Below are 17,551 nucleotides of genomic sequence, written 5' to 3'. Positions count from 1 at the left end.
AGCCGAGGTGAGGTCAGGACGCAGCTAGCGTTCGATTGCAGCTTGTTTGGTCAAAAAGGCTTTGACAGCGGCAACGGTTTCCGGGCGCAGGTTTTCGACGCCTTCATACGGCACGCCACGCGCTGGCTCGGTGTCAGGATAAAGCTCTTTTCGGGCAAGATGCCGGCCAAGGATGCGTTGGAACTCCTGGCCACCCCATGCGCCAACTTCGGTCGAAACCGGATACTTTTCATGCGTATCCCTATATATGTCAAAGAAATCTGCCAGAATTGCACTTTCTCCAGCACCCGGAAGGTTCAGTTTCAGTTGGTCCTTCACGATCGCCTTCGGAGACGCCACTGAATAGATGATTACGTGATCACGACGCGTTTTCGATTCATCGGCGAACAAGATTGATGCGGATTGGTCCACCCCATCCACCAGCCTGTCCCTTGGAATGAACGCGTCGGCGCCAGCCATGCGCGATAGGGTCGTATACAAATCCGATACATGGATGATGTTGTTCACGATCGAGTCTGCCTCGATCATTCCGGGCCAGCGAATGAAGGCATCCACACGTACGCCGCCTTCTGTCGTATCGCCCTTGCCGCCGCGGAAAATCATCGGGGTGAAACCCGATTGCGGGGAATATTTCGTGAAGTGCCCGTTGTCGCCCATAAGGACCACTATGGTGTTTTCGGCGACGCTCAGCCTTTCCATCTCGTCAAAAAGAACACCAAGATATTCGTCCAGCAGTTGCAGCTTGTCGGCATAGAGGCCGCCGTTCACGCTCTCGGGGCCCTCGCGCCCGGCTCGCGTGTTGTCCAGCGGGATCATCGGCCAGTACTGCAGAAAGAAGGGTGCGTCGCCGCCGGCCAGCCGTTGCAGCTCGGACAGCGCCTTAAGCTGGAACTGTTCGTTCATCTCATCGTATTTTTCGGCGTCCCACCGCTCGCCGGGCTGCATACGAATTTCGCGAATTGGACCGCCGGCCTCTCCTTCGATGACGGTGGCCATGGCGGCAGGGTCGGGGCGGAACCAATTGTCCACGATATAGTCTTCCTCAAAATCCTGTATGCCGACTGAGACCTGCTCGCGGATTGCATCATCGTTGAAGATGGTGAGTTGCCCCTGCTGATGCACGGCATGCTGCGCATAGTCGAAACCTTGGTTCATCGCCCAGCTTTCTGCGATATCGCCCATATGCCATTTGCCCACATGGCTGGTGGCATAGCCGGCCTGTTTCAAAACCTCTGCGAGGGTGACCTCGGCTCCGGGAAGGCCAAAGCCTGCAATGTCGACCGTGGTGTCCCCCATACCCATGCGGACGGGTAGGCGCCCCGTCATCTGGGCTACGCGCGTCGGCGTGCAGGACGGTTCGGTATACATTCGAACCATGCGCATGGCTTCGTCCGAGAACGCATTGATGTTGGGGGTTTCAATCCCGCGCACGGCATTCAGTTCGGGAATACCCATATCCCCAAAACCCAGGTCGTCGATCAGGATGGACACGATATTGGGGGGGTTGCCAGCATTCCCCTCACGAAACTCGGAAAGCGACGCATCCACAGCAGCATCATCTTCGACCCACTGCTCGCCATTTTGTGCTTCCAGTATGTAATACTGTGCGTCGTGAATAATTGGCGTGTCCTGCGCATAAAGCGGGGAAGACAACAGGATCGAAATGGCGGGTGCCAAACAAAAGAGTCTCGTGAACATAAAGGTTTCCCCGCTGCAGGATGGTTGCGATTGCGACAAGTCTAATTATTTCGGCCTCTAAATCAAATTCAGGGGCGGTGGCATGAGGGCCGGTCGCCCCGTTTGAGGGCGAACCACCGGCGTGATCGCTAGGCCGTTTCGAACAGGGCGTCGGTGAGCACGTGTTCCGAAAGCGCACCGGGCGCACCGATCGCTACAAGCCGCGTCTCGGGTTTTCGATCACCCCAGGCCCCGTCCCGCGAGATGTCCATGCGTTTTCCGACGACCTGCACAAGAATACGATGATCCGGGTCCTCCTCGCTGAAAACAAAGCCTTTGAGGCGATAGACGTCACCCGGAAGCTTTCGGATTGCGCTTCTGAGCGACGACAGGCTGATGGGTTGCTCGGCCTTCATCATCGTTGTTGAAAAGCCGTCCGAATGATCAGCGTGTTGGCACCCGCAGTCAGGCCCATGCTCATGATGCTCCGGCACTTCTGTCTCAAGCTGTTCGGCGGCAAACCGTCCGACTGACAGCAATATGTCCAGCGGGACATCTGCATTGACGGCTTCGACCAGGCGATATCGGCGGAAACGCGAGCCGAGCCAGTCGTGCACTTTCTGAACCGTATCCCGGTTTACGAGGTCTACTTTGTTCAGGATGACCATGTCAGAAAACGCGATTTGCCTGAGCTTCAATTCCATCTGTTCCGGCGCGGCAAACAGCTGTTCCGCGTCGACAAGGCACATGAGGCTGTCCAGGCGGATCATGTCCCGAAACTTCTGATCCGTGAAGGTCATCGCGATCGAGGACGGGTCCGACACGCCGCTGGCTTCAAGGACGATGTATTCCGGTTTTTCCGGCCGGGCGAGAACCGCTTCAACCGTTTCGATCAGGTCATCCCGGATCGAACAGCACACACACCCATTCGCCAGGCTCATCACATCGTCTTCCAAGCCAACCACAAGATCAGCATCCACATTGATCGAGCCGAAATCGTTGACCAGCACGGCAACCCGCAGACCATGATTGCCGGTCAGGATGCGGTTTAGAAGGGTTGTTTTACCGGCTCCGAGAAAGCCGGTAAGGATCGTGACGGGGATAGCGGAGGTCGAACCAAACTCGATCATATTGTCACTCCGTTTTCTTTTTGCGGTTCGGAATGACATCGTCGGTTTTAATCACGAAATCGCTGGGCCACTCGGGACTGGGGGCTCGGAATACATCGGCCGGGTAGTATTCCTTGGGGTCAATCTCCATGTCCCGGTATTTTTGGTCCTGTTGTTCGGCACGCGATGACCGCGGTGCAGGCGGTTTGATTTCATCAGGTAACGTGATCTTGCCTTCGGCTTCCATCTTGCCCAATTCGCGGAACGGGGCGACGGATCCCGATTTCCCGGGCAACGTTGCCTTTCGATACCAGATTGCATCTTTTGTGACGTTGACGACAGCGACGTCCAAACCCCAGGCGAACAACCCATCATAGTGGGCCCGGATACCCGCCAACATCTCGGCATCAATGTCTTCGTCCTGCGTGTAATGGGTCACCATTGCAAGCCGCGGGCGTGCTTCGGCCATCATCTTGCCAACCGCATAGTGTGACGTATGGTGCGTATCGATTGTATAGTTGAACAGCTCCTGCGGCAGACCGTATTTGTAGGTCATCAGCTGACCAATATCCTGGCCGGACATTTCGGTGACAAACACATCGACACCTTTTCCGTATTCAAGGCTTAGCTCATCGGGACGGCCATCGCCGGTCCAAACAAAGCTCAGGCCATTCCAATCCAGCCGATACCCCACAGCTCCGTCCTTGGCGTGGCTACGAGGCCAGGACCGAATAGTCACGCCATCTTCGTCGTAAACGATTCCGCCTTCCTGACGGAAATCGAATTCATTGACTTCGATCTCGTAACCATCCCCGATTGGGAACACATCGAAGGCTTCCAAATGCCATTTCAGCATTTGCTTCATGCCCTCCACCATACCCGCCGTTCCAAGCTCGGGTGTCCGACCGGACGGGCCGTGAATCCGCAGCGGAGTATATCCACCCGACCAAGCCCTGAACGGGTAGATGTAAGGAATGTCGGCGTAATGATCCACATGCAGATGCGTGATGAAGATATCGTTGATCAATTGAGCCGGAACCTGCATCCCGATGATGTTGCGCACGCACCCTGACCCGAAATCGAAGAAGAACCGTTTTCCATTGCCCAGCTCGACCATCACGCAGGTGCCTGCCTGATCCTCACGCGGAGGAAACGGTGTGGACCCGCAGAATGATATGCGCATTTCGTCGGGTCCAAGCTCCTCGGAAAGCGGGAAGTAGTTTGCGTTAGACCCGGTCATGTATTTCGTCGGCCGGAAGTATTCCGGCAGAGTGATGCCACCGGCAGGCCTGCCGCCATAGGGGTTCTTCAGGCTTTCACCCAAAGGGCCGTCCCCCTCGTGCGCCTGTGCTGCGCCGGAGCCGTAGCTGACAGCCCCCGTTGCCACCGCACCTGCCGCCAGCCCCTGCATAAGATGCCGGCGCGAAGGGTTTTCGATTTCATCCGGTTGCTGGTTTTGCTGGTTCTCACGGTCTTTGCTCTGGTCTTTGTCGGTCATTGCGATACCCTCAATCAGATGTGTTTCGGAGTTTGCGCTTCGCCAGCCGACGAAGCTCATTCAAGAGTTCAGTTTTGATGTGGGCCCATTCTTCGCGCTCGGACGCGGTGATTGACGTGTCTTTCAACTTTGCACAGACTTTGCCGAGGTCCTCGATGGCCTCGCTTAGAAACGCATGCGGTTCAATCTGGCTGGAAAGCGCATTCAAAAGCTCGGGTAGCTCGTCTTTCAGGTCGTTCGCCACTGGAAAAAGCCCGGTTCCCACTATCTATTCGCAGATAACGATGCGTGCTGTTGACCGGGGCAGCCAAGTGAGTCACCGTGAGTTGGGGGTGAGTTTGCTGTGAACCAAGCCAATGATTTATTGATAGATCAAAATGTTGAGCAGCCATCACCGGAACTGGTCCGACAGGCACTGCGGGGCGTGGTTTCCAGCGTCGAGTTCCGAACTTCGCCCCGCCTCCAGCAGTTTCTCACCTATATCGTCGAGGAAACTCTCGCCGGTCGCGGTGCCCAGATCCGCGGCAAGGCCATCGCGGTCGAAGTGTACGGGCGCAGCATTGATGGCAGCGGTGGACGGAACCTGGTTCGTGTCGAAGCCAGGCGACTTCGCCGCCTGTTGCGTGAGTTTTACGAAGAACACTGGGACGGCAAAGGTGTTCGGATTTTCGTCGATCCCGGCGGATACAAGCCGCGGTTTTCATACGAACCATCGGGGGAAGACCCAAATTCAGACCCGCGAACCCGCAGCCATACACGTGAAAGCAGGCACCTGCGTCAACTGCTGTTGATTGGGCTGGCCGTTTTAGCGGTGATCGCTGTGCTTGGCACATGGTTGATAACCGGCAACAGGGAGGTCCAGGAGCCTTCAAACAGCACCCAGCAGGCTAAACGAGCGGCTCTTGGTCAGCATTCACTTGCAAGATTGCAGGCAGCTAACCTGGCGGACCAGGCCCGGGGCATGTTCTTCCCTGTATTTGATGTCAAACGCCAGCAAATCGCGCTGGGAATGTTCCAGCATGCCACGGAGCTCGACCCGGCGCTGCCGGATGGCTATGCCGGATCAGCTCAGGTTCTGGCCACTCTGGCTCTGTTGTCCCGAGATGAAGAAAATCGGGACGATCTCTTGCGTCAAGCACTCGAGATGTCTGGAATGGCGCTTGATTTGTCCCCATCGGGTGCATGGGCAAACGCCTCGAATGGTTGGCGGTTGGCGGTGTCAAATGAACCAGATGAGGCCTTAAAATACGCGAGACTGTCAGCTGAACTTGCGCCGAAAGATGGCCATGTTCTGGATCTGGTCGGGATCACAGCTCTCATTGCAAACATGCCCGCTCTGGCAGCGGAAGTCAGTAACCCAGCAAGGTCCAGAGCCGGATCTGGCCGATTTGGCGCAAGAAACATTTGGGGGGTATCGCAACTCATGCTCGGGAACTACGAGAACGTTGTCGAAGCGTTTCAGGGCGCGCCGGCAGCTGGTGCGCCTGTAAGCGCGCCTTCTCTCATTTTCCAAGCAGCAGCACATGATCAGCTGGGCAATTTCAACGAGGCACAAAGACTTATCGGCGAACTGCAAAAGACGTGGCCCGAGTTTCCATCTGAGTTTCTTGTGGAACGAATCTTTCCTAGCGACCAAAAGACACGAGAAACGGTACTTGATGCCTTGAGTAGATATTGACGAGACTTGCCGCAACAACTGCTTGAATGAAGCGTTCAAGTTTCGCAGGGCGATGCCTTGCCCAGATTGCAGCAGCTACGCTGAACTCGACAGTCTTTTCAGAATGACCGCTTAGCGGCATCGCCATCCGACTATGAAGTACGGTTTTGGATCGTTCGCGCGATGGCACTTTTTCTGCTCACGCGGGTGCTGTCAGACGGGTTCGAACCAGTCTCAGTTTGCCACTAATAGCGTGAACCTGTGCGGAACAAAGTTGACACCACTCGGCAAGAGCGGCGCTTCGGTTCAGCTTAAAGTTTTGACGTCAGTTGAGATGGCGTTTCTGGTTGAAATGATTGTGCGCAGAGGAAGGAACGGAGGCGAATTGCTGCAGACTTCGCACGCGCCGGACGCGGGGCATCGCACGCTCTCGTCGTCTGAATGGCAGGTTTGAGTTCTCCGCACGGTTGATCTTCCATCGGCCGGTTTCCTGTCGATCCGCGCTACCGATTTCCTTCAACGCGGCCCCGTAGGATCGCAGTTTTTCGTTTCAAAATATGGTTTCATGGCTGATTTCGACAACGCGCTCGTGCATCAAATCCTCAACGGTGCGGAGCGACAAAGGAAATCGGACGTACAACATTACCGCCAGGCGAATGATTTTCGGGCTGCTTTGAAAGCCCTTAAAAGGGTTGGATTTGGTCATGTTCAAACGCTACGAGGCCGCCCGGGCGATCCAACCCATGTCGAAATATCGCTTGAATCGCTGTGGCGTCGTGTTTTCCACGAGCCGTTTCAAAACGCGAAAACGGCCTGAAGATTGTTGAGCGCTGAATTAATTTACGGCATGCTTAATTCATGGGCTTTTTGAAAACTATATCCCTGAGCCTCGTAGCCGTAGTTGTTGTCATACCATCTGCGCGCGCCGATGCCGGACTCGTCGCGGAAACGGCGACATGCGCGGGGCGCTTGTCCGCTGAGGTGCAGCACAAGTGGCTCATGCAGGCGGAAGACGCGATTGACACACAACGGGCGCTCGAAGCTATGCTCCTGCGCCTGGAGGCGCTGACGGGCGCACAAGACACGGCAGCTCTATCGCTGCGGATCAAGGCGAAACATGCCCATGCCATGTTGTTGCAGCGGGCAAGCTTTTCGCACGATGTCGCGCAGGCCAGCCGCGCAGCGAGTCATGCGCGACATCTCATCACACAGTGTGAACGGCTTGTTCAAGGCTACCTGCAAGCGACCTCATCCTGATGCGCGACACGCCCTTATCGGGGCGCAACCGTCCGCAAATTACGTTGCGCAGGAAACACCAAACGGACGTCGCACAATAAAACGGCAGCGCCCTCTTGGGTGATCAAAATTCGGGCGAACTTTCCAAAGTCTGCCGTCGAAAACTCTCAAAGTTATTTCGCACCCGCAGAAAGACTGCATCACTTCTGAAGTGCCAGCTTACCCGGTTGGCGAGAAAAATGCAGTGGTGCTGGCCTTCACTCCAAAACACCACCGCACGACGCAACGTGAATTGCGCAGAAACCAAAATGGGTGCCGGGGCTGCTCTTGGCAAGGTGTAATGCGCGACATCTACGAAGGATTAAGAAATGTCGACAAGGTTCCTGACTACGACAGCCGCTGCCGCGCTGTTTGCCACCACCCTGCCCGCGATGGCAGAGGTGAGCTGCCCGATCAAGGTGGGCGTGCTGCACTCCCTCTCCGGAACGATGGCGATTTCCGAAACCACGCTCAAGGACACCATGGAAATGCTGGTCGAGCAGCAGAACGAAAAAGGCGGTGTCATGGGCTGTGAGCTGGAGGCCGTGGTGGTCGACCCGGCGTCGGACTGGCCGCTCTTCGCTGAAAAAGCGCGTGAACTTCTGACCGTGCACGAGGTCGACGTGATCTTCGGTAACTGGACCAGCGTGAGCCGCAAATCGGTGCTGCCGGTGATCGAGGAACTCAACGGCCTGCTGTTCTACCCGGTTCAGTACGAGGGCGAGGAAAGCTCAAAGAATGTGTTTTACACTGGTGCCGCTCCAAACCAGCAAGCTATCCCGGCGACGGACTACTTTCTCGAGGAACTGGGCGTTGAGAAATTCGCGCTTCTGGGCACCGACTATGTCTATCCGCGCACCACGAACAACATTCTCGAAAGCTATCTCAAGGACAAGGGCGTCGCTGAAGACGACATATTCGTGAACTACACGCCCTTCGGCCATTCCGACTGGTCCAAGATCGTCTCGGATGTCGTGGCACTTGGCGCGGACGGCAAGAAGGTCGGCGTGATTTCCACAATAAACGGCGACGCAAACGTGGGCTTTTACAAGGAGCTCGCCGCTGCGGGTATCTCGGCCGACGACATTCCCGTCGTCGCCTTCTCGGTTGGCGAAGAAGAGCTGTCGGGCCTCGACACCACAAACCTTGTCGGCCACTTGGCCGCATGGAACTACTTTCAGTCCGCCGACACCGAGGCGAACGAGGCCTGGGTCGCAGCATGGAAAGCACGCATGGGCGAAGACCGTGTAACCAACGACCCGATGGAGGCACACTACATCGGCTTCAACATGTGGGTGAACGCCGTGGAACAGGCGGAATCGACAGACGTAGATGCGGTCCGCGTAGCCATGTACGGGCAGGAATTCCCGAACCTCACCGGTGGCACCGCCGTCATGCTCCCCAACCATCACCTCGCGAAGCCCGTTCTGATCGGTGAAATCCAGGAAGACGGTCAGTTCGACATCATCAGCCAGACCGAGGAAGTGCCCGGAGATGCATGGACGGATTTCCTGCCAGAATCCGCGGTGCTGATCTCGGATTGGAAAGATCTCGAGTGCGGCATGTACAACACCGAGACCGAGACCTGCGTGCAAATCAAGTCCAACTACTGATCTGGACCTGACTGCAGAACCAAATCACCGGAGGGCGTTCGCGCGCCCTCCGGCCAGCAGGAAAAGTGGTATGCTCAATATTCTTCGCCTTTTGACGTTCGCGCTTGCAGTAGCTGCGCCGGCCTCCGCGCAGCAGGCCGATGCGCCGATCCAGAAGGTTCTTCAGGAACATGGGGATATCATCTCCAAGAGTTCCCGCCGCACGATCGGGCCGGCCATCGACGCGCTGGCCGACAGCGGCCTTCCGGCAGCTCGCGAGGTGTTGAATCGTTGGCAGGCCAAGCAGATGTGGCGGAACGAGGAAACTGGGCTATACGTGTTCGCCGAGGAGGTGGACAGCGACACGCTGCGCATCTTCGACGTGGCCGACGGGATGGAAATCGGAACGGTGCCCGACGACGACTACGATCAACTCAAACCTAATTCCGGCATTCGCGGCATGATCGGCGCCGCACTGGTGCGGTTCCAATTGACCGACCCTGATCCCGCCATGCGTCTGCAGGCGCTGGAGACCATCGCTCGTGACGCCGAGGCCGCGCATCTGCAGACATTGCGCGGCGCGATCGAAACCGAACAGGACAAGGCCATCGCGGCGGCGATGGTCCGGCTCGAGCGTCTTCTCACCATCCAGTTCGCCGAAGACGACGCCGACCGCATCAAGGCCATCGAGAGTTTCGCCGGTGATTTGGGCGTGGATGTGCGCGCCACGCTTAATCCGCTGGTGCGTACTCGGCTGGAGACGACCGACGCGGTGCCCGAGACCAAGGACGTCGCCCGTGTGCTCAGCCCAGCCAGCGACGCCCTGCCCCGCGAGGACGCCTATGACCTGCTGGTCTCGGCCGACTTCGCCAAACCGCGCATAAGTCGCGAAGACAAGCGCGCCGCGCTGGTGGCCAACCTTGAAAACGGGGCGGTGGCCGGCGTGCAGGTTGCCACGTTGGATACCGAGGCCGCGCGCGACATCGCATATGCCGTCTTAGCCCAGCAGGGAAAGGTCGAGCCCGTCGCCACCGAGGCCGAGATCGATGCGACACTGGACAAGTTCGTTTTCTTCGAACGCTACATCGCGGCCCCGCCGGCCGTGGCGCTGGCCGCGGCAAGTGCCCTCAAGAGTATCGAGAACAAGGTGGCGGTGAACCAGGGTCTTGATCTCGGGCTTGATGCGCTTTCGCTGGCCTCGATCTACTTTCTCGCGGCGATCGGGCTGGCCATTACATTTGGCGTGATGCGCGTGATCAATATGGCGCATGGCGAATTCATAATGATGGGGGCCTACACGGGTTACGTCGTCCAGCAGATCGTGCCGGACTACACCCTGTCGATCATCATCGCGCTGCCGCTTGCGTTTGCCGTGACCTTTGGCGCAGGCGTCGCGATGGAGCGACTGGTGATCCGTTGGCTTTATCACCGTCCGCTCGAGACTTTGCTGGCCACGTTCGGCATATCGATCGCTCTACAGCAGATAGCCAAAAACATCTTCGGCACGCAGGCGCGGCCGCTGACCTCTCCGGACTGGCTCGATGGGTCGCTCATCATCAACGACATCGTCTCGATCAGTTACATCCGCATCGCGATCTTCGTGCTTGCGTTACTGTTCCTTGGCCTCATCCTGCTGGTGATGAACCGCACCCGGCTGGGGCTGGAGGTGAGGGCAGTGACGCAGAATCCGCGCATGGCGGCCTCGATGGGGATCAATCCCGACCGAATCAACATGCTGACCTTCGGGTTCGGATCGGGCATCGCGGGGATCGCAGGGGTAGCAATCGGTCTATACGCCAAGGTCACCTCCGAGATGGGGTCTGACTACATAGTGCAATCCTTCATGACCGTCGTGGTGGGTGGCGTGGGCAATATCTGGGGCACCCTACTGGGCGCGACACTGGTCGGCACACTGCAAAAGGGGATCGAGTTCCTCAACCCGTCCAACACGCTGGCGGCGCAGACCTACATGATTTTGTTCATCATCCTGTTCATCCAGTTCAGACCGCGGGGAATTATCGCCCTCAAGGGTCGCGCAGCGGAGGCCTAGAATGAGTGAGACAAGCCTCACCGGCAGCCACACTCGCACGCCGCTGGCCCTGCGCTTTCCGTCGGCGCTGATCTTCCTTGCCGTGCTGGGGCTGTTCACGCTTGGCGTGACGATCTTGTCCGAGGGCTTCGGGATCGGGGTCATTTCCACCAGTTTCGTCAAGACGCTGGGCAAGACGCTTTGCCTGTGCCTCGTGGCGCTGGCGATGGACCTTGTCTGGGGCTACTGCGGGATCCTGTCGCTGGGTCACATGGCGTTTTTCGGGCTTGGTGGCTACGCCATCGGTATGTGGCTGATGTACGAGCGCACCCGCCTGATTGTGGTCGACAGCCTCGTCGCCTCGGAGTTGCCGCCAACGGCACAGGAAATCTCGGACGGGATCGCGACGCAAATATTTGGCGTGGTGGGCGCATCGGAGTTTCCGCCGGTCTGGGCCTTCGCCCATTCCCTGCCCATTCAACTTGCCTTCGTGGTGCTGATCCCGGGGCTTTTCGCACTTATCTTTGGTTGGCTGGCCTTCCGCAGTCGCGTTACGGGGGTGTACCTGTCGATCCTGACACAGGCGATGACGCTTGCACTGTCACTGTACCTGTTCCAGAACGACAGCGGGCTGCGCGGCAATAACGGCCTATCGGGCCTGCAGAATCTGCCGAGCCTTGATGCCGTGCCGCAGGCCACGGTGTCGCTGTGGTTCTTCTGGGGGTCGGCCTTCGCACTTGGGGCGGGGTACCTGCTGTGCGCCTGGATCGTTTCGGGCAAATTCGGCTCTGTCATACGGGCCATTCGCGATGACGAGGCGCGCGTACGCTTCCTCGGCTACCCGGTCGAGGCGTTTAAGCTGTTCATTTTCACACTCACCGCCGTAATCGCTGGGATCGCGGGCGCGCTCTACTACCCGCAGGCGGGGATCATCAACCCGACCGAGATCGCGCCTATCGCCTCGATCTACCTTGCCGTCTGGGTGGCAATCGGTGGGCGCGGCCGGCTTTATGGCGCGGTGATCGGCGCGGCCTTCGTTTCGTTGCTGTCGACATGGTTCACCGGCGGGCAGGCCCCCGACATCAACATTGGCTTCTACACGATCCAATGGGTGAACTGGTGGACCGTGCTGCTTGGTCTGTCTTTCGTGGCCGTGACGCTGTTCGCGCCCAAGGGGCTCGGTGGGCTGGTAGACCTGATCGTGGACCGAACGTCGCCCAACCGCCACGGCGCGGACCTTGGACCCGACCCTGGCGCCCTGCGCGAAAAGGAGGCCGAGAAATGAGTACCCTTCTCGAAGTGTCGGGCGTTTCCGTTTCCTTTGATGGCTTCAAGGCGATCAACAACCTATCGTTCCAGATCGGCACACAGGAGTTGCGCGCGGTGATCGGCCCCAACGGCGCGGGCAAAACGACGTTCATGGACATCATCACCGGCAAGACCCGCCCCGACGAGGGCCGGATCAGTTACGGCGAAAAGGGGCTGTCACTGCTGTCCATGTCCGAAAGCCGCATCGCGCAGGCCGGCATCGGGCGCAAGTTTCAACGCCCCACGGTCTTCGAGGATCAGTCCGTGGCTGACAACCTGATGATGGCGCTGAGAAAGGCGCGCGGCCCGCTCAGCGTGCTGATGTTCCGCCCTACTGCGGCAGATCACGGCAGGATCGCCGAACTGGCCGGAGAAATCGGGCTGTCGCGCAAACTGCACAGCAAATCAGGCGAGCTCAGCCACGGGCAGAAACAATGGCTGGAAATCGGGATGTTGCTGGCGCAGGAGCCGCGGCTTCTGCTGGTGGATGAACCGGCCGCCGGGATGACCCCCGCCGAGCGTGAGCACACAACCGATATCCTGCGCGAGGCCGCCCGCACCCGCGCGGTGGTCGTGGTCGAACATGACATGGAATTCGTCCGCAGGCTGGGTTGCAAGGTCACCGTGCTGCACGAAGGCTCGGTCCTGGCCGAGGGCTCGATCGACCATGTGACGCAGAACGAAAGGGTGATCGATGTCTATCTCGGGCGATGAGGTTCTGAAAACCGAAGGGCTGACCCTGCATTACGGGGGCAGCCAGATCCTGAACGGGATCGACATGACGGCACGGCGCGGGGAGGTGACCTGCGTGATGGGCACCAACGGCGTGGGCAAGACCAGCCTTTTGAAGGCGATTTCCGGCACGCACCCCGTGTCCGGCGGGCAAGTCACGCTGGAGGGCAAGCCCGTGTCGAGCGCAAGCGCGCACGCGCTCGCGCGGCGCGGTGTGGCTTATGTTCCGCAGGGGCGCGATATCTTTCCGTTGCTGAGTGTGCGAGAGAATCTGGAGACAGGATTTGCCTGCCTGCCACGGGCTGAGCATCGCATTCCAAACGAGGTGTTCGACCTATTCCCGATCCTCAAGGATTTTCTCAACCGGCGCGGCGGCGACCTGTCAGGCGGGCAGCAACAGCAACTCGCCATCGCGCGGGCGATGATCACGCGGCCGCGGCTCTTGCTGCTGGATGAGCCGACAGAAGGCATCCAGCCCAACATCATCCAGCAGATAGGACGCGTGATCGAACACCTGCGGGCGCAGGCCCAGATGGCCATCGTTCTGGTGGAGCAGTATTTCAACTTTGCCTATGACCTCGGCGACGCATTTTACGTGCTGGAACGCGGTGCGGTGCGGATGAACGGAAGAAAGGGAACGATCGACCGTGCCGAGTTGCTGTCCGGCGTGTCGGTATGAGGTTAAGGGCCGAGGCAACCCGTGGCGTCTCAGGCCCGCTCAAGCACGAAAAGCGCATGTTCTCGGGGCCTTCCTCATCATTACCCAGATACCCGCCCAGAGAAGACAAGCCGTCCGGCCCGATCGCAATGAACCCGGCTTTGGCAAAACGCCGGACGACGTCGCGGATGTATCAATTGAGCCCGCAGTTTTCGTGAATCACCAAGATGACTGCCGACAGACGGTCTGGATCGATTTCTAGTGGCTGGACGAGGTAAGACGAACTATCTCCGGTTCCATTTGGGCTGCTACAGGTGATTTCTTCAGCTTGAATTCCCGGATCATTTTCAGCAACTTGCTGTGCCAGAGCATAGTTGGGAGCAAGTGAACCTAGGATTGCCGCCGCGGTTAATCCGCCTAACGCCCATTTGCCAGCACGTTCCAGGAACTCACGCTAGGAAATCTTTCCGTGCGAATAATAGTCATAGAGATCCAGAAGCTCTTGATCGAAGTCTGCTGCTGTCAGACGGCGTGACGGGGTCTGATCATTCAATGCGTATTCCTCAAAAAATCCGTGACATGTCGTATAGTATTCCTCGATAGTGGCACATAGGCGCAAGTTTGACTGCGATTTTCTGAAAGCTACACTCGGGTCCCACCTGCTTTGGCATGAACCAACGGAACTGCGACTTTTTTCGACTAGTGCAACGGCAGAAGGGTTTCGTCGGCTTCTTTTACTGAGCTTAAACGAGGACACGATGGCAGCTCCTTCGATCCAGAACTTTGAGATGACCGCAGCCTTGAAAGACTTGGCCGATTGGCTGGTTCAACAGGGCTTGGAGAATGCTCCGGTTGAAATCTGGCTTGAAGAATTCTGCAATCGACTTCTCACCGCAGGCATTCCCATTCAGAGAGCGAATATTACTTTACGCGCTCATCACCCTGAGATTGGGACAGTTGCGTTTCGATGGCACAGAGAAGGCGGAAACGAGCGCCAAGACTTCGTCCGGCGAACAAGCGCCCCCGAAGAGTATATTCTGAGCCCGATTTATTATCTCTTGGCAAACAATGTTGAAGAGATCAGGCAAAACCTGACTGTCGACGACCCAGAACTCAACTTTCCGATTTTTGATGAACTTCGCGAGCGCGGCGCCACAGACTATTTTGCTGTAAAACGGTTCTTCCTTCGCCAAAATCACGCAGCGCCGGTTGACCCCATGCATGCCGAAGAAGGGGCTATTATCTCTTTGGCGACTGACGCAGTTGGCGGCTTTACGGACCCACAATTGGATGGTCTACGACAATTGATACCGCCTCTTTGCCTGACCCTCAAATGCGGGGCAAACAGGTTGATGGCAGAAGATATCACTGCCGCATATCTAGGCCGAGATGCCAGCAAACGCGTTCTGTCCGGGGACATCACCCGCGGTTCGTCTGAAACCATTTCAGCCGTCATATGGTATTTTGATCTACAGAATTTCACCAAGCTGTCTGAAGCGCTGCCTGGTCATTCAATTATCGAGTTGCTGAACGCCTACTTTGCGGAGGTCGTTGAAATTGTTGAGCGCAATGGCGGTAACGTTCTGAAGTTTATGGGCGATGGCATGCTTGCCATTTTTGACATTAACCAGATCCCTGACGCGCATCGCGTCGCAATTGAGGCAGCCATTGAACTACGTGCCGCATTTACAGATCAGAACCAACGCAGAGTTACAGACGGCTTACCGACTACCGGCTTCACACTGTCCCTGCATGCAGGGGACGTTCTCTACGGTAATATTGGCGGCAGATCACGCCTCGACTTCACAGTTGTCGGGCCGGCAGTAAACACAACGTCTCGTATTCTGGGAATGTGCAACGCTCTTGATCAAAACATCCTGCTTTCTAGTAAAGTTGCCGGTGAACTGGTCGAAGAGGTGCCGAGTCTGGTTTCACTTGGGCAATACAGGCTGCGGGGTGTTGCTGAACGGCAAGAGCTGTTTACACTGGATTAATCGGCAAACAAAAAGCGTTTTTTGTAACTCCAAGACTACTTTTTATGGATACGTCTAAAACCATTTGCCCGACGTACCATCCGGGCAACGAAAAGCGTTAAACTACTTGATCAAGAGGACCCAACATGGCTCATCCAGCACTGAAATCTGACTCTGTTGCAGTCGTCACCGGTGGTGCGTCCGGGATTGGGTACGCATCTGCCGCCAAGTTCGCTCAAATGGGCATGCGCATTGTCATTGTCGATTTGGACGAAGGTAAGCTGGAAGAAGCCGCGGCTGCGCTGCGTGAGGTCGGATCACCTGAAACTATGACTTCGGTTACCGACGTGTCTGATCTTGAACAAGTATTAGCGTTAGAAGCAGAAGTCGCGACCCGTTTCGGCGGTACTGACATTCTTATGAACAATGCCGGCGTTGGTATTCGCTCGTCCTGCTTGGGTCCACGAGATGCGTGGGAAAAAATGCTGAATGTAAACCTTTGGGGCGCAATCAACGGATGCCAAGCATTCTTGCCAGGAATGATTTCACGAGAGCGTCCGGGCGCCGTCATAAATACAGGTTCAAAACAGGGTATTACCACTCCTCCCGGCAATCCGGGTTACAACGTGTCAAAAGCAGCGCTAAAAGCCTTTACTGAGGCCCTTTCACACGAACTTCGCAACACCGCGGGCGCAAATCTCACGGCCCATCTGCTGGTGCCTGGGTTCGTCCATACGAACATGATCGGTGCCAAGGACAAGCCTCCTTCCGCCTGGACCGCTGAACAAACCGCAGATTTCTTTATCGACAGTGTGGATCGCGGTGATTTCTATGTGATTTGCCCAGACAACGACGTTTCGCGGGACATAGACGAAAAACGTATTTCCTGGGCAGCGGGGGACATTATCTACAATCGCCCCGCGCTCAGCCGCTGGCATCCAGATTACGAAAAGGCGTTCGCAGATCATATGTCGAAAGACTAACTCTGAAGCCTCAGAGGAATTGTGGGTCGCACAAAAACTTGAACCCAATTGCCTACTTTATTCATTCTTGCGATAGCTGCTTTGGGCTCGGAGCGATCATTTGCTCAATCGCGACAAATGTCTGCTCTGCGGACAAAATGAGCTTTCGCTGTGGTGGGGCCAATGGCCGCTTTCGTATAACGGACAAAACGACTGTTTTTGACCGCCACACGTCTAGTTCTTCACCTTTTTGATATCACTCGCGATTTGATCAAAAATTATGGGAAAGCGTTCTCCAACGGGAACTGGATCGCTAAATGGATTCTTTGTATCAAAACGACCATTCTCCGCCTTTAATGTGGTTACTTTTCCTCTGATGATGTGTTCCGCAGCGTCTACTCTTCCATCGAAGTTCGCATCGTATAGCCAAACCGTCTTGCCTTGTTCGATCATGCCGTTGCCATCTTGATCGATATTATTAACGACCAGAGTATCGAATGCCCCATCATTGTTCCGGTCGATAAGGTGGCGATGCCAGAATGCCATCTTTGTACCTTCAGCGATACTCAGCCCACCATAGAACACCAACCAATCCGGCGTTCCATCTCCCGCTAGATCCCAGAAAGCGCCGAACTCTTGGGTATCTTGATTGCTCTTATTTTGAAGGTAGGCATAAAAGTCCGCCACTCCATCGCGATCGCGGTCTTCCAAAAGAAGATACGGAAAGCCTCCAAAAGTACGTGTGTTGGCTGTAGCTGCCACGGGATTGGCAGGTTTATCCCAAAGACGACTAAACTCCTTGTCCAGTTTTTTGTAAATTTGCCACCGGCGTTTGTCGGAATAGGGTCCTACTTTCGAAGCCACGCGTGACTTTTTGTTTTCAGAAACAAAAAAAGGTTCGTCTCGATCTCAGCAGATAAAGCATTTTTTGGAAAATAAATAGAAGCGAGAGCCAGAGTAAAAACTAGTACGATAAGAGATCGCAGTTTTTGGAGCCGGTCGACCACCCCAATTTTTTCTGTTGATTTTGCTGAATTTGTTTTTTTGTCAAGGACTGCAACGCGCATATTCCATTCCTCCC

General features: G+C 56.5%; 16 protein-coding genes and 1 pseudogene. 10 read left to right on the top strand and 7 right to left on the bottom strand.

All coding sequences use genetic code 11. The features are described 5' to 3' along the window. Positions 1–24 precede the first annotated feature (24 nt). The 4 genes from LCM21_RS16950 to LCM21_RS16935 all read right to left on the bottom strand — a co-directional run bounded on the left by LCM21_RS16950 (position 25) and on the right by LCM21_RS16935 (position 4,528). Entirely contained in the window at positions 25–1,698 is a 1,674-nt protein-coding gene (locus tag LCM21_RS16950) for a sulfatase-like hydrolase/transferase (protein WP_224891663.1), read from the bottom strand. A gap of 128 nt (positions 1,699–1,826) precedes the next feature. Beyond that, positions 1,827–2,807 carry a CobW family GTP-binding protein gene (locus LCM21_RS16945; RefSeq protein WP_224891662.1) on the bottom strand — a complete coding sequence of 327 codons (981 nt, stop codon included), beginning with the start codon at positions 2,805–2,807 and terminating at the stop codon, positions 1,827–1,829. 4 nt (positions 2,808–2,811) lie between these two features. Continuing rightward, entirely contained in the window at positions 2,812–4,284 is a 1,473-nt protein-coding gene (gene gntH, locus LCM21_RS16940; protein ID WP_224891661.1) for a guanitoxin biosynthesis MBL fold metallo-hydrolase GntH, read from the bottom strand. Between the two features lie 10 nt (positions 4,285–4,294). Then, the gene (locus tag LCM21_RS16935) at positions 4,295–4,528 is read right to left on the bottom strand and encodes a hypothetical protein (protein ID WP_224891660.1); all 234 of its coding nucleotides are present in this window, start codon (positions 4,526–4,528) and stop codon (positions 4,295–4,297) included. A 99-nt stretch (positions 4,529–4,627) separates the two neighbouring features. On the opposite strand from LCM21_RS16935, the gene LCM21_RS16930 reads away from it, so the two are divergent. After that, complete coding sequence (locus LCM21_RS16930; protein ID WP_224891659.1) at positions 4,628–5,962, top strand: tetratricopeptide repeat protein; 1,335 nt, start codon at positions 4,628–4,630, stop codon at positions 5,960–5,962. A 241-nt stretch (positions 5,963–6,203) separates the two neighbouring features. Here the strand turns inward: LCM21_RS16930 and LCM21_RS20905 are convergent. Further along, positions 6,204–6,593, bottom strand: a pseudogene (locus LCM21_RS20905) (hypothetical protein); the annotation flags it as partial. Here LCM21_RS20905 and LCM21_RS20900 point away from each other — a divergent pair. From LCM21_RS20900 to urtE, 7 genes are all read left to right on the top strand, one after another. Next, positions 6,507–6,758 (top strand): hypothetical protein, encoded by a 252-nt coding sequence (locus LCM21_RS20900; protein WP_404818134.1) that lies wholly within the window; start codon positions 6,507–6,509, stop codon positions 6,756–6,758. The pseudogene LCM21_RS20905 and the gene LCM21_RS20900 overlap by 87 nt on opposite strands. A 41-nt stretch (positions 6,759–6,799) precedes the next feature. Further along, the gene (locus LCM21_RS16920) at positions 6,800–7,198 is read left to right on the top strand and encodes a hypothetical protein (RefSeq protein ID WP_224891658.1); all 399 of its coding nucleotides are present in this window, start codon (positions 6,800–6,802) and stop codon (positions 7,196–7,198) included. A 347-nt stretch (positions 7,199–7,545) separates the two neighbouring features. Continuing rightward, complete coding sequence (urtA, locus tag LCM21_RS16915; protein WP_224891657.1) at positions 7,546–8,829, top strand: urea ABC transporter substrate-binding protein; 1,284 nt, start codon at positions 7,546–7,548, stop codon at positions 8,827–8,829. 70 nt (positions 8,830–8,899) lie between these two features. Then, entirely contained in the window at positions 8,900–10,858 is a 1,959-nt protein-coding gene (gene urtB / locus LCM21_RS16910; protein ID WP_224891656.1) for an urea ABC transporter permease subunit UrtB, read from the top strand. Between the two features lies 1 nt (position 10,859). Beyond that, complete coding sequence (urtC, locus tag LCM21_RS16905) at positions 10,860–12,122, top strand: urea ABC transporter permease subunit UrtC (protein ID WP_224891655.1); 1,263 nt, start codon at positions 10,860–10,862, stop codon at positions 12,120–12,122. After that, positions 12,119–12,859 (top strand): urea ABC transporter ATP-binding protein UrtD, encoded by a 741-nt coding sequence (gene urtD, locus LCM21_RS16900; protein WP_068339509.1) that lies wholly within the window; start codon positions 12,119–12,121, stop codon positions 12,857–12,859. Before urtC ends, urtD begins: the two co-directional genes overlap by 4 nt. Then, positions 12,840–13,556 (top strand): urea ABC transporter ATP-binding subunit UrtE, encoded by a 717-nt coding sequence (urtE, locus tag LCM21_RS16895; protein WP_224891654.1) that lies wholly within the window; start codon positions 12,840–12,842, stop codon positions 13,554–13,556. Before urtD ends, urtE begins: the two co-directional genes overlap by 20 nt. A gap of 433 nt (positions 13,557–13,989) precedes the next feature. Here the strand turns inward: urtE and LCM21_RS20895 are convergent, their stop codons facing one another. Continuing rightward, entirely contained in the window at positions 13,990–14,088 is a 99-nt protein-coding gene (locus tag LCM21_RS20895; protein ID WP_420854636.1) for a hypothetical protein, read from the bottom strand. Positions 14,089–14,335: 247 nt separating this feature from the next. On the opposite strand from LCM21_RS20895, the gene LCM21_RS16890 reads away from it, so the two are divergent. Continuing rightward, positions 14,336–15,529 carry an adenylate/guanylate cyclase domain-containing protein gene (locus LCM21_RS16890; protein WP_224891653.1) on the top strand — a complete coding sequence of 398 codons (1,194 nt, stop codon included), beginning with the start codon at positions 14,336–14,338 and terminating at the stop codon, positions 15,527–15,529. 125 nt (positions 15,530–15,654) lie between these two features. Then, the gene (locus LCM21_RS16885) at positions 15,655–16,491 is read left to right on the top strand and encodes an SDR family NAD(P)-dependent oxidoreductase (protein ID WP_224891652.1); all 837 of its coding nucleotides are present in this window, start codon (positions 15,655–15,657) and stop codon (positions 16,489–16,491) included. A gap of 213 nt (positions 16,492–16,704) precedes the next feature. On the opposite strand, the gene LCM21_RS16880 is transcribed toward LCM21_RS16885, so the two are convergent. Next, positions 16,705–17,334: a hypothetical protein gene (locus LCM21_RS16880; protein WP_224891651.1), complete on the bottom strand. Its 630-nt coding sequence runs from the start codon at positions 17,332–17,334 to the stop codon at positions 16,705–16,707. Positions 17,335–17,551 lie beyond the last annotated feature (217 nt).

The sequence above is a fragment of the Ruegeria profundi genome (genome assembly GCF_020171505.1).
Lineage (GTDB): Bacteria > Pseudomonadota > Alphaproteobacteria > Rhodobacterales > Rhodobacteraceae > Ruegeria > Ruegeria profundi.
This window is presented reverse-complemented; position numbering and strand designations above follow the sequence as displayed.